This window comes from Patescibacteria group bacterium, from assembly GCA_024238995.1.
Taxonomy (GTDB): domain Bacteria; phylum Patescibacteriota; class Minisyncoccia; order Minisyncoccales; family JANBVM01; genus JANBVL01.
Genome location: JANBVL010000007.1, coordinates 1 through 12,928, shown reverse-complemented (window position 1 = coordinate 12,928; position 12,928 = coordinate 1). Strand labels below are relative to the sequence as shown.

The window sequence follows — 12,928 nt, the reverse complement described above, 5'->3', positions numbered from 1 at the left end:
TTTAATAAGTTCTAATTGATACGGTAGAAGTTGTATTGATTGAGGCCTGGTATTCTGGTTTATCTGTTGGGGCTAAATAATCAATTTGTAAATTTATCTGAACAGAACTTGTAGCAACTTGATTGAATTCTAGATTCTTAATTTCTACTTTGTCAGAAGTTAAAATAATTGGAATTTGATTTTCTTTTTTCAAACAAAGCCTTTGCTCGCAAATAAAAAAATCAATATAACTTGTTTCTTCATTTGATTGGGCATAATTTGAAGTTTCCAAAGACAACTGGCCAGGGTGAGTTGAAAAAACAGAAGTGGAGGTGTAAATACTTTTCGCATGCTTTATTTCATAAGACATTTTCTCCATAGCAATTTTGCTGTTGTTTAAAACCTCTTTCGATACTTTCATTTTAATATTAGAACGGTTAGTCCAGAGAAAAAAAGAAGAAATAGACAGAATGAGTATTGATGAAACTGCAATATATAACAGGGCTTCTGTGAGGGTAAATCCTTTTTTGTTAATCATTTCCAATTAGTTAAATAGGTTATTAATTCTATTTGATGGGATTTATTTAATTCTCCCCATGAAACAGTAGCAATTATCTTTTTTGTATTTAGATCAATAGCCCCACCACTTTCAACAATATTATCACTACCATCTCTTCCTACTTGGTTGAAAATAACTTTTCTTGTAAAGCCGTCAATAGTTTCTGTGCCTTGGATCATCTGCCATTCTTCAGGACTGCCAGTCTTGATAATATAATAATCAGTATCTCTCATTAATACTCCCAAGCCATCAGCATCCCAGTTTGTTTCATCTCTGAAGTTTCTGACTTGCTCTAATAATTGCTGGGCTATTATGTTTGCTCTATAGCTTTGTTTTGTAAAACTAACAGCGCTTAAAGAAAAAGAGGTTAAACCCAGAACACTGCTTAAAGCAACAGATACAATAAAAATAACTATTAATATTTCTATCAACGACATTCCTTGATTATTGGGCTTATTGCCAAATAGGTTCTGAAACATAAATTGAACTTCCTTGAGTTGTTTGATCGATTTCATCATAATTAATCAAATCTCCCGTTGAATCTGAACTAATTTCAATTTTTAAAGCCTTATTATTATATTGTCTGTCTCGATGAATACAAAAACTTGTATCTAAAGCCGGATCATTAAGACTATGAGTGTGAATTTTGATTTTTTGCATTTCTTCATTAACATTTACCTTGCCTTCCCAGAAGATTTGACCATCTCGCATATTGTCAGTAATTATGATGTCTTCTGAAACACTTGAGCTGTCATAAGTAAAAGTTAAAATAAGGATTTCGGTTAAAGTATTGATCTGGCGATTATAGTTAAAATGAACGTGTCTTGAATCTTTAATCCTTGCACTGTCATCAGGTATAGTCTGCTGGGAAAATATCTGGCCAGACAATTCAACAACAATTGATTTTGTTTCTAGAATATTAGCCTTTAATCTTAAAGAGATACTTCCAAATTGATTTGTTTGGCCTGTAATTCTTTCAAAAACTATATCTGAACCACTGCCCTCTAAACTAATTTCATGAATTTCAACTAAATTGGGCACAGTATAATTCTTATCAAAAGAACTATTACGCAAAGCATAATCTGTTCCTTTGAATAAAGTATATTCTGAGCTTGAAAAATGAACTCCCCATTGACTGGCTTGTTCTGAGGCCAAAGTTTTGCTTTGAACAAGTCTTAAAGTATTAATTATTGCTTCTGTAGTGTTTATTAAATCAGCTTGTTTTTGAAAGCTTCTGTAAGCTGGAATTGCCACAGCTGTCATTAGTATAAAGATTCCAAGCACTATTAATGATTCAATCAGTGTAAACCCATTATTATTCTTGATTCTTGCTTTTCGCTTTTTAGTTAGCACCATCATACATTTCCCAGCATGCTATACATTGGTTGAATCATTGAAACCGCAAAAAATCCAATAACAACTCCAATAATAATCATGAGCACTGGCTCAATTACAGATGCCAGGTTTTTTGTTGCATTTGACACCTCTTCTTCAAAAAAATCTGCTAATTCCAATAAAACATGAGAAGTTTCACCAGTTTCTTCCCCTACAGCTATCATTTGCAGGACAATAGAAGGATAAACGTTTTTATAGGTTGCCAAAACTTCAGATAGTTTAGAACCCTTTCTTACTTTTTCTGCTGCTTCAGCTATTGATTTTTTATAATAAAAGTTATCCAAGGTGCCAGAGGTAATTTCTAAAGATCTGGGCAGAGAAACACCAGCTCCAATTAAAGAACTTAAATTCCTTGTTACATAAGCTGAATTTGTTGATTTAATAATAAAAGAAATGACTGGTATGTTTAAAAGCATCCTGTCAAGTATTTTTTTAATTGATTCTATTTTTATGACTCTTTTTAAAACAATAACTAGAACTATTAATCCCAAGAGAACAAAGTGCCAATTATTTGTCAGAAAAATTCCGAAAGCAATAACAATTTTTGTGGCAGTTGGCAGTTCCATGTTCAGATCCTCAAAAGTTTCTGCCAGTTTTGGAACAACCATAATAAGCATTAAAGCTCCAACAGCAAGCATTGCTGAAACAATGATCGCTGGATAAATCATTGCGTTCTTAATTTTAGCTTTCAAATTATGTTCTTTTTCCATTTGCGCGCTTAGTGTTTCTAAAACTTTTTCCAAAGTTCCTGATTCTTCACCTACTTTAATCATGCTTTCAAAAAGCTCAGGGAAAATGTTTGGATAGTGGCTTAAAGCTTCAGAAAGATTTTTTCCTTGAGTTATTCTTTCTCTGATATTTGACAAAGCTTTTTGGAATTCAGGAGTTTTGACTTGTTTTGATAAAGCATTTATTGCCCTAGGCAAAGGAAGTCCTGCAGCAATCATTACTTTCAGATTTCTGGTAAAAAACATTTTTTCAGTTAAAGGCACTCCACCAAAAGTAGGAAGAACTATATTCATGTTTTTCTTTTTTAATTCTTCTCCTAATTGGGCTTTAATTAAAACAAATCCCTGACTATGTAGTGTTTGGGATAATTGGTGGGTATCTTTTGCTTCTAAGAATCCTGATTTCTCTTTTCCTTTAAAAGATTTTGCTTTGTAAAAATATCTTGGCATTTTTAAAATTTATTCAACAATTGCTCTTAAAACCTCTTCAATTGAAGTTATACCTTGGGCTGCTTTGATAAAGCCATCTTCAACCATGGTTCTCATGCCCTCTTTTTTTGCCTGTGAGTGGATTTGATCAGAAGTTGCTTGGCTTACAATAAGCTCTTTAATGGTTGCTGTAACCATTAAAACTTCAAAAATTCCAATTCTTTCTTTGTAGCCATCAGAGCATTCTTTGCTTGGTTTTGGTTTATAGAAAGGAATGTTTTTCCAACTTGCTCTCTGGCCTACGATCTTTTCCTTTCTTAATAAATTTAAGATTGAATCTAGATCACAATACTTTGAAACTTCTTTTAATTCAGAATCTTTAAGTTTGTATTTTTCCTTTTCATTGCAAAGCCTTCTTACTAATCTTTGGGCTAGAATACAGTTGAGTGTTGATGAAATTAAAAACGGCTCGCTTTCCATATCAATTAATCTTGGAAAAGCTCCGGCAGCAGAATTAGTATGCAAAGTGGAAAGCACTAAATGTCCTGTTAAAGAAGCATTAATGCAAAGCTTGGCAGTCTCATTATCTCTTACCTCTCCAACCATGATAATATCTGGGTCTTGTCGCAGTAATGACCTCAAGCCACTTGCAAAAGTAAGCCCTATTTTCGCATTAACTTGAGTTTGATTGATTCTTGGCATTCTATATTCAATAGGATCTTCAACAGTGGAAATATTGATGCCTGGACTATTTAAAATCTCCATCATTGAATAAAGAGTGGTCGTTTTTCCAGAGCCAGTAGGCCCTGTAATCAGAACCATTCCTGTCGGTTTTCTTAAGGTATGATGAACTTTTTCCAAGCTTTCTCCTAATAAGCCTAATTGTTCCAAAGAAAATGCTTTGGTTGTTTCTGGCAAAAGCCTCATTACCACTTTTTCGCCATCAAAAACAGGAAGTATTGATACTCTTATAGAATATTTGTAATCTTCAGTCTCTATTTTAAAACGTCCATCTTGAGGTAAACGGTGTTCGTCTAATTTTAAATTAGAAAGCACTTTTACTCTTGCTACAATTCCTGATGAAGCTAATTTTGGCAAAGTCATTGCATCTCTTAAAATGCCATCAATTCTGTATCTTACTAGAATTTCTTTTTCTGTCGGTTCAATGTGAATATCTGAGGCGCGCTGCAATATCGCATGTTTCATTAAGGTATCCACGATTCTAATGACAGGCAATTCCTCTGCCATTTTTTCAAGCTCAGCTTTTTCTTCTACTTTTTTCTCTTCAACTGGCTTTATTACTCCAACTTCTTTTTTAATAATTTCTCCAAATTCAGCTTCTAGAGTTTTTTGGTATTGGAGCAGAACGCTTTTAATAGAACTTGGACTTGTGAGCCGGGGAAGAATTTTAAGATCAGTTGTTTTTTTAATAAATTCAATGGTTCTCAAATCATTCGGGTCTAACATTGCTACTTCTAATTTTTCCCCTGTTTTTCTAAAAGCAACAATATTATTGGAGCGGGCAATTGGTTCTGGAATTATTTTTAAAATCTTAGGATCAATTGTTTCTTTTTCCAAATTAACAAAGGGAATCCCAAGAATATATGCTTCTAGTTTTATCAACTGGTCCTGCTTTATCAAGCCCTCTGAAACTAAAACATCACCAACTTTTTGCTTGGTTTTTTTAGCTTTTTTAAGAACTTCGTCAAATTGTTTTTCTGTAATTAAATTAGCATCAATTAAAAATGCTTTTAATTGTTGGGGCTCTACTTTCATGATTTGACTTTAAGCTATTTATTGCTCAATAATTTTTTTAACTTTCTCTGTAAGTTCTTTTAAGCTGTATTGAGATTTTACCAGATAGGTTATTGCCCCCAACTCAATTGCTTTATCTATTTCTTCTATTCCTTCAACATTGGTTAAAACAATTACCGGAATATTTTTTGTATCAGCATCTTCTTTTATTTTTTTAAGCACTTCAAATCCATGAGCTTTAGGCAGAATAAGATCAAGAAGAATTAAGTCAGGCCCTTTCTCTTTGGCTAATTTCAAACCTATTTCTCCATCAAGGGCAGGTATTACTTTATAGCCTTCTTGGGTTAAACTTTCTCCAACTGTTTTTTGAAGAGAAGATTCATCATCTATAAAAAGTATTGTTTTCATGATTAATAGTAAAATTATTTTGTTGGTAATGTGAACCAAAATGTCGACCCTTTTCCTTCTTTTGAATGAAAGCCAATTTTTCCTTGAGCTTTTTTAATAATGGCTTTTGAAATATATAATCCTAATCCTGAACCTTTGGTTTGCTGTTTTAAAACATTTTCTGAACGAAAGAATTTTTGAAAAATGTATTTTTTATCTTTTTCAGGAATGCCAACGCCATTGTCTTTTATTGAAAAATGAACATGATCATTTTTTTTAATAAGCTCCATTTCAACTTTGCCTTTGTCTTTTACGTATCTAATAGCATTGTCTAAAAAATTCTCTATAACTAATTTAATGCGCGAAGGATCAGAAAAAGCTTTTGGTAGTTGCTTTTGGTTTTTAAAAATAACCTCTACATTATATGCATTGGCAAGTGGCTTGTATTCATTAATTATTTCTCTGACAAGTTCTTCCATCGAGAATTGTTGTACTTTGAAAGGCAGTTTTGCTGTTTCAATTCTTGAAACCGTTAACAGATCAGCCACTAATTCATGCATTCTATTGCTGTTTTCTTTTATTATTCTAAAGTATTCAATTTGTTTTTCTTCTATTTTGCCTAGTTTTCCAGACATTAAAAGTTCAATTGTCCATTTTAAATTAGAAAGAGGGGAGCGTAGTTGATGAGAAACAATTGAAACAAATTCTGATTTTAATCTGTTTGCTTCTGCCAATCTTTCAAAACTCCTGGTAATAATAACAGCAATAACAAATAAAATTAGCGCTAAAGCTTGTATAATAAGGGCGACCATTAAAGGATCTTCAATGTATCGGGTGCCAAAAGCATAAGTGAACAAGCTTGAAATAATAATGATCGTCCCCATTATTAAAAATAGAAATTGGGGACATTGCCACAAAGAAAGGTTATATTTTTTGCATTGACCAGCAATATCTAATTCTGAAAGAATTTTCTTGATTACATTCATAAGATTTTTTATTTTACCACATTCATTGACCAAACAAAAACAAATTGTTAAAATTTTAAAGCGGAAATATACGGGGTATGGTGTAACGGTAGCACGAGTCCTTTGGGAGGATTTAGTCCCGGTTCGAATCCGGGTACCCCGACTATAATAAGCGGGTGTAGTATAGCGGCTATTATATCAGGTTTCCAACCTGAGGATGAGGGTTCGATTCCCTTCACCCGCTCAACCAAAAACAGCGCAAATTGCGCTGTTTTTATTAATTAAGAATTAATTTTACTTTGCGTATTCAATCACCCTGGTTTCTCTGATTACATTTACTTTGATTTCTCCGGGATATTTCAATTCATCCTGGATTTTCCTGGCAATATTCTTGGCTAGATTTTTTGCTCCTAAATCATCAATGTGCTCTGGTTTAACAAAAACCCTTATTTCTCTCCCTGCCTGAAGCGCCCAAGCTTTATCAACACCATCAAAAGCCAAAGCAACATTTTCCAAACTTGATAATCTTTTAAGGTAGTTTTCTAAAGTATCTTTTCTTGCACCAGGTCTGGTTCCTGAGATTTGATCTCCGACTCGGATCAATACTGATTCAAGACTTGAATCTGGGTATTCTTCATGATGAGATTTCATTGCATCAATCACTTCTTTTTCTATTTTAAATTTCTCTAAAATCTTGATTCCAATATCAACGTGAGATCCTTCAACCTGATGATCAACTGCTTTTCCAATATCATGGAATAATCCTGCTTTTTTACAAACCAAAGAATTGGCGCCTATTTCATCAGCTAAAAATGAAGATAGATACGCTACTTCAATTGAATGAAGCAAAACATTCTGGCCATAACTTGTTCTAAATTTTAGTCTTCCTAAAAGCTGCATTAGCTTTGGATCTAAACCAACAAGGCCAAATTCATAAGCAGCTACTTCTCCTGCTTTTTTGATTTGAGCATTAATATCTTGAGTTGCTTCTTTCACCTTTTCTTCAATCCTTGCTGGCTGAATTCTTCCATCTAACATTAATTTTTCTAAAGCTAATTTCGCCGTGTGTCGTCTTACTGGGTCAAATCCAGAAATGAGAACTGTTTCCGGTGTTTCATCAACAATAATTTCAACACCAGTTAGTGATTCAAGGGCTCTAATGTTTCTTCCTTCTTTGCCAATAATTCTTCCTTTAAGATCTTCATTCGGCAGAGCAATAGTAGTGGTAGTAGTTTCTTGAGCTTGGGGAAGGCCATATTTTTGAATTGCAGTAGTTAGAATTTCTTTTGCTTTTTGTTCATATCTTTCATAGCCTTCATTTTCTAGTTTCCTTATTCTTTCTAAGATGTCTAATTGATGCTGATCTTCTAAAGTTTTAAATAATTCCTCTTTCGCCTGTTTTTTATTCAAACCTGCGACATTTTCAAGCTTGTCAGCCATTTGAATTTTTAAATCTTCTAAAGATGATTTGATTTGTTTTACTTTTTCTACTTTTTCTCCAAACTCTTTTTCTTTAACGTCAAAATTAGATATTTTTTTATCTAAAACATCTTCTCTTTTTAGAAGCAACTGTTCACCTCTAATTAGTCTTTTTCTAGTAGTATAAGCTTCTTTTTTAGTATCTTCTAAAACCAAAGAAGCTTTATTTTTAGCATTAGAAATTATTTTACCAGCTTCTTGAGCTGTTTTTTCAATCTTTTTTTGTATTTTTGCTTCAATTGTTTTCCAGTCTCTTCTAGCTATGGACTGGCGAGCATAATATCCTAGTACAGTTCCAGTTGAAATGGAAAGAATCCCTAAGATTAATAAGGTTAATTGAGTCATATTTTAAAACAGGAAATTGGCTACTTAGCACAATTTCAGCTAAATTCAAAGTTATTTTTTTAGATACTGACATTGTTTTAATAGTTCCAAATCCTAAAATTAAATTATAAATTACACTTTAACTATATCAAAGATCCTCTAAAAGTCAAACCCACTATAAGGGCGTTGTAAATAAGATTTATCTTTGAAATGCTCCTTTAATTACTGATGGTAAGCCCTTTGCAAATGAAATGACCGCAAGAGCAACTACCGTCCAAAGGATTATTTCTTTAGCCCTGCTTATCTTAGTTGCATCACCAGCTGCAAAAATCATTAAAAAGGCAGCATAAATTATTAAAATTGGAGCAATGGCAAAAGAAGCTATAATCGAGAAATTCAAAACAGCATTTATCGCATCCCAAAGAGTGTCTTGATTTAAAGGATTTTCCAATGATATGTCTTGTAAAAATCCACCATTATCACCTTCTCCGTTAGGAGGAGGAACAGCAGAAGTAGTTTCAAATGGTTCGTTTGCATCAACGATACTGCTGTGATCTTCTGGATTTTCTGCTTGAGCTTGAATTCTCCACTGATAGATAGTGCCTTCTGAAAGCCCCATTAAGTTATATGTTATTATGCCTGAACCTTCATCAGGATATTTTGCTGTCCAAGCAGTTGAATCCATGTCTTTATATAAAAGCTTAAATTGTTTAAGCGTGCCACTATTTCCGTACTGCTCCCATTCCCATTGAAGAATAGCGCTGCCTTCACCAATAGTTTCCACGATAAGGTTCATTGGATTATTTAGTGCCAAACAAATGTCAGTATTGAAAAATATTAATCCTAAAATAGCAACTGCGAAAATAACAAGAGAATTTTTTTTCATAGTTTAATTTTAATTAATATTAGCACTTTTTGTTTTGTTAAAGCAATTAGAAACACTTTTACTATTGGCTGATAAATACTGCTTTAATTATCGACGGCAGACCCTTTGCGAATAAAATGATTCCAAGAGCAATTATTGTCCAAAAGATTATGTCTTTGCCTCTTTTAATCTTAGTTGCGTCACCAGCTGCAAAAATCATTAAAAAGGCAGCATAAATTATTAAAATTGGAGCAATGGCAAAAGAGGCTAAAGTCAGAGAGTTCAAAGCAGCGTCCAAGGCATCTTCAAAACTATCTTGACTTAAGGGGTTTCTTAATTCCATGTTTTGTAATGAAAGCCAATCATCACCATTTTCTTCAGGAGCTTCAGGAGGTGGAGGGGAATCAATAGTTGTTTCAAATGGAGGTCCATCAATAAGACTGCTGTCATTTGCTGGATTTTCTGCTTGAGCTAAAATTCTCCATTGATAAATAGTGCCTTCTAAAAGCCCCATTAGATCATATGTTATTGTTCCTGAACCTGCTACAGGATATCTTGCTGTCCAGATAGTTGAATTTGTTGCTTTGTATAAAAATTTAAACTGCTTAAGCGTTCCACCGTTTTCAGACCAATCCCATCCTAAAGTAGCTTTTGCCTCGTCAATACTTTCCACGTTAAGGTTTTCTGGATCATTTAGTGCTAGACAAAAATCAGCATTAAAAAATATTAATCCCAACACTATGGTTAAAAAAATAACAAGAATATTTTTTTTCATATTTTAATTTTGTACACTGACCCAGGCAGTAACACAAGCATCACTAGCGCCCTGATCATCAGAAACAATCACCTGCGGTTTATAAGTACCAGAAGTTATATAATAATGGCTTGGATTTTCAATATCTGAACTTTCATTGTCATTAAAACTCCAACTAAAATTAAGAATATCATTATCTGGATTTGATACTTCAACAAAAAAACTAAATTCAGTATTTGTGCCTCCTGTTGCAGGACTAACTCTGCACGACGTTATTTCTGGAGCTAGGTTTGTCTTTGCATCAATGGTTTCGCTTTTTGAAACATTTCCTGCAGCGTCTTTGCAAACAGCGAAAATCTTATAAAAACCAGTTTGAGTTGGAGTAAATTCTTTTTCAAGAACACATTCTTTCCCGCAGGAGCCAGATGACAGCATCATTCCCTTGTCTTGATCATTGATATAGAGATTACACCCTATAACCTTAAAATCATCAGATGTATTTGTCTTAAAGTTATATTTTATGTCTTGTTCAATGTTTATAGGATATATTTGATCTTGTTGAGTGCTGACAGTAAATACCTTTTCAACAAAAGGTTTGGTCCAATCAATATTAAAATAAGCAATCGATTTATTTTCTAAACTAGGGCTATGTTGATTTGTATCTTTGTCCTTTGAACGAATATATATCCAGCAAGCTTGTTTTCCTTCAAATCCACACATTTTTCCCTTACCAACAGAAACGCTTAAATTACGATTACATTTTCTTTTAAACCAACCAGTAGAATATTCTTTACTATTATCATAAGTTACAATCTTAACTTCACAGGCATTATGATCTAGTCCTGATTCCAGATCTTCATCTAAAGCCTCAATTACAAAAGCTTTATTTTGCCAAGTATTGCTATAAGGTGATTTGATTTGGGATGCTGGTGGGTTTTTATCTTTTCTCTCTCCAATAGCTCCATTTGAAGGAATGGTTCCATTTTGAGTATTTCCATTTTTTAGGAACAGAAAATAAATTAAAAGCCCTATTAAAATAAGGGCTAATATCGTGAACCAAAACTTTTTGGATTTTATTGGATTCATTAAAAGATTATTTTTTTGTTTTAATTACCTGATCAATAAGTCCATAAACTTTTGCATCTTCAGCTGATAAATAAAAATCTCTATCAGTATCTTTTTCTATTTTTTCTAATTTTTGACCAGTATGTTCGGCTAAGATTTTATTAACTTGCTCTTTTAATTTCACAATCTGCTTGGCAGCGATTTCAATTTCTACTGCTTGGCCGCTTATTCCGCTTACAGCAACCTGATGAAGTAAGATTTGAGAATTGGGCAGAGCAAACCTTTTCCCTTTCGCTCCAGCCCCTAAAAGCACTGCAGCTCCTGAAGCAGCAGAGCCAATACAGACCGTTGAAACAGGACATTTTACATATTCCATTGTGTCATAAATTGCTAAAGCAGAAGTTAGAATCCCTCCTGGAGAATTAATATACAGCTGAATGTCTTTTTTTGGATCTTGAGAAGCTAAAAAAAGCATTTGGGCAATAATTGAATTTGCCACAGTGTCTATAATAGGCGCACCCAGAAAAATTATTCTTTCTTTTAACAATCTTGAATAAATATCATATGCTCTTTCTCCATATTTAGTTTTTTCAATAACTGTTGGAATTAAGTTCATATTAATTTGTAGATTATTCTTTATCTTTTTTTAAAGTTTTATTATTTATTTTTTCTTTAACAGCAGAAGAGGAGTTCTTTTCTTTCTTTTTCTCTTCTTTCTTTTTTTTGTCTGATTTCTCTTTTATTTTTTCTGTTTCTTTTTCAATTTTCGTTCCTTCACTAGACGGGCCTCTAACATCAATTTTCCAGCCAGTTAATTTAGCAGCTAATCTGACATTTTGACCATTTTTTCCAATTGCCAAAGATAGTTGACCATGAGGCACAACTGCTAACGCTGTATTCTTCGGCATAATTTTAATTTCTTCAACTTTAGCAGGACTTAAAGAGTTAGAAATATATGTCTCAGGGTCATCAGAATATTCAATAATATCAATTTTTTCACCTCCTAATTCATTTATTACAACTTGAACTCTGGTTCCTCGTTGGCCAACAACTGCTCCAATTGGATCAACTCCTTCCTCTAGAGATAAAACAGCGATCTTTGTTCTTGAGCCAGCTTCTCTAGCTATTGATTTAATTTCAACTGAGCCAGAAGATATTTCTGGCACCTCTAATTCAAAAAGTTTTGATACTAACTTTGGATAAGCACGGGATAGAAAAATCCTTGGCCCTTTAGAAGTAATTTCTACTTTTAAAATATAAAGTTTTAATCTTTGACCAGGCCTGTAAAATTCTCCGGGAACTTGTTCTTCTCTTGACAGCACTCCTAATGTTTTTCCAATATCAAAAAACACACTTTTTCCTTCTACTCTTTGGACAATACCAGAAATAATTTCACCTTCTTTTGATTTATACTCATCAAATATGCTTTCTTTTTCAGCCTCTCTTATTCTTTGCATTATAACTTGCTTTGCTGTTTGAGCAGCAATTCGTCCATAATCTTCTCGTGGCTCCAAAGGAATAATTAATTCTTCTCCTGGCTTGATTTTAGCTTTTATTTTCTTAGCTTCATCAATCATGATATGTTTTTCTTCATTAAAGCGGACTTGGGTTTTTTTATCAGCATCTTCTTTTATCTCCTGCTTTTTCTCTTTTAATTCTTCCAGTTCTTCTTCAGAGTAAATCATCTTTTCATCAACAACTGTTTTTACCTGCCAAAACTTAACTTCGCCTGATTTAGAATCAAGTTCTGCTTTAATGATCTGTCCTTTTTGTCCGTAATCTTTTTTATATGCTGCAGCCAGTGCTTGCTCAATTGTCTCAAAAACTTTTTCAGAAGAAATTCCTTTCTCCTCAGCAATTTGAGCAATAGCTGAAGCAAAATTTTTCATGTCCATATTTAAATAATCGAAATTTTTAATAAAAATGTCCGTGTTTAACGGACTAGTATTATTCTGCCAAATAAAAACTAATCTGTCAACAAAATATTTATAGAGGAATATTGCCGTGTTTTCTAGGAATCTTGCTTTCTCTCTTATTAAACAAAGATTTTAAGCATTTTGTTAAAACAATTCTTGTATCTTTTGGGTTTATTATCATGTCAACCTGGCCAAGTTTAGCAGCTTGGTAAGGATTCAAAAACATTTCTTTTAATTGTTCAATCTTTTCCTTTTCTAATTTTTCGGGCTTTTTGCTTTTGTTTAAATCCTTTTTAAAGATAATTTTTACCGCTTGTTCAGGTCCCAT

At 33.1% G+C, this 12,928-nt stretch carries 14 protein-coding genes and 2 tRNA genes; 2 read left to right on the top strand and 14 right to left on the bottom strand.

Going from position 1 to position 12,928, the window contains the following annotated elements:
• Position 1: 1 nt before the first annotated feature.
• Genes KJI70_02765 through KJI70_02735 form a run of 7 tightly spaced genes read right to left on the bottom strand, consistent with a single transcriptional unit; the run spans position 2 to position 6,218 of the window.
• On the bottom strand, positions 2-517 hold the full coding sequence (locus KJI70_02765; protein ID MCP6718435.1) for a prepilin-type N-terminal cleavage/methylation domain-containing protein: 516 nt from the start codon (positions 515-517) through the stop codon (positions 2-4).
• A complete protein-coding gene (locus tag KJI70_02760; protein MCP6718434.1) occupies positions 514-975 on the bottom strand; it encodes a hypothetical protein in 462 nt (153 codons plus the stop codon). Before KJI70_02760 ends, KJI70_02765 begins: the two co-directional genes overlap by 4 nt.
• 16 nt (positions 976-991) lie before the next feature.
• On the bottom strand, positions 992-1,897 hold the full coding sequence (locus KJI70_02755) for a type II secretion system GspH family protein (GenBank protein MCP6718433.1): 906 nt from the start codon (positions 1,895-1,897) through the stop codon (positions 992-994).
• Positions 1,894-3,111 (bottom strand): type II secretion system F family protein, encoded by a 1,218-nt coding sequence (locus KJI70_02750; GenBank protein MCP6718432.1) that lies wholly within the window; start codon positions 3,109-3,111, stop codon positions 1,894-1,896. The genes KJI70_02755 and KJI70_02750 overlap by 4 nt, the downstream gene beginning before the upstream one ends.
• 9 nt (positions 3,112-3,120) lie before the next feature.
• Positions 3,121-4,866: a GspE/PulE family protein gene (locus KJI70_02745; protein MCP6718431.1), complete on the bottom strand. Its 1,746-nt coding sequence runs from the start codon at positions 4,864-4,866 to the stop codon at positions 3,121-3,123.
• Between the two features lie 18 nt (positions 4,867-4,884).
• On the bottom strand, positions 4,885-5,253 hold the full coding sequence (locus tag KJI70_02740; GenBank protein MCP6718430.1) for a response regulator: 369 nt from the start codon (positions 5,251-5,253) through the stop codon (positions 4,885-4,887).
• A 14-nt stretch (positions 5,254-5,267) separates the two neighbouring features.
• Positions 5,268-6,218: a HAMP domain-containing histidine kinase gene (locus KJI70_02735; protein ID MCP6718429.1), complete on the bottom strand. Its 951-nt coding sequence runs from the start codon at positions 6,216-6,218 to the stop codon at positions 5,268-5,270.
• Positions 6,219-6,289: 71 nt separating this feature from the next.
• Here KJI70_02735 and KJI70_02730 point away from each other — a divergent pair.
• Together KJI70_02730 and KJI70_02725 are read left to right on the top strand one after the other, a co-directional pair.
• Positions 6,290-6,360 (top strand) — tRNA-Pro (locus KJI70_02730).
• 9 nt (positions 6,361-6,369) lie between these two features.
• Positions 6,370-6,441 (top strand) — tRNA-Gly (locus tag KJI70_02725).
• 50 nt (positions 6,442-6,491) lie between these two features.
• Here the strand turns inward: KJI70_02725 and rny are convergent.
• From rny to KJI70_02690, 7 genes are all read right to left on the bottom strand, one after another.
• Positions 6,492-8,021 carry a ribonuclease Y gene (gene rny, locus KJI70_02720; GenBank protein ID MCP6718428.1) on the bottom strand — a complete coding sequence of 510 codons (1,530 nt, stop codon included), beginning with the start codon at positions 8,019-8,021 and terminating at the stop codon, positions 6,492-6,494.
• A 178-nt stretch (positions 8,022-8,199) separates the two neighbouring features.
• Positions 8,200-8,886 (bottom strand): fibronectin type III domain-containing protein, encoded by a 687-nt coding sequence (locus tag KJI70_02715; protein MCP6718427.1) that lies wholly within the window; start codon positions 8,884-8,886, stop codon positions 8,200-8,202.
• A 61-nt stretch (positions 8,887-8,947) separates the two neighbouring features.
• Positions 8,948-9,640: a fibronectin type III domain-containing protein gene (locus KJI70_02710; protein ID MCP6718426.1), complete on the bottom strand. Its 693-nt coding sequence runs from the start codon at positions 9,638-9,640 to the stop codon at positions 8,948-8,950.
• Positions 9,641-9,643: 3 nt separating this feature from the next.
• Complete coding sequence (locus KJI70_02705) at positions 9,644-10,705, bottom strand: PKD domain-containing protein (GenBank protein MCP6718425.1); 1,062 nt, start codon at positions 10,703-10,705, stop codon at positions 9,644-9,646.
• 7 nt (positions 10,706-10,712) lie between these two features.
• Positions 10,713-11,300 (bottom strand): ATP-dependent Clp protease proteolytic subunit, encoded by a 588-nt coding sequence (locus KJI70_02700; GenBank protein ID MCP6718424.1) that lies wholly within the window; start codon positions 11,298-11,300, stop codon positions 10,713-10,715.
• 13 nt (positions 11,301-11,313) lie between these two features.
• Positions 11,314-12,579 (bottom strand): transcription termination factor NusA, encoded by a 1,266-nt coding sequence (nusA, locus tag KJI70_02695; GenBank protein ID MCP6718423.1) that lies wholly within the window; start codon positions 12,577-12,579, stop codon positions 11,314-11,316.
• Between the two features lie 91 nt (positions 12,580-12,670).
• Positions 12,671-12,928 (bottom strand): methylmalonyl-CoA carboxyltransferase (locus tag KJI70_02690; GenBank protein ID MCP6718422.1); only part of this gene is annotated, 258 nt, incomplete at its 5' end.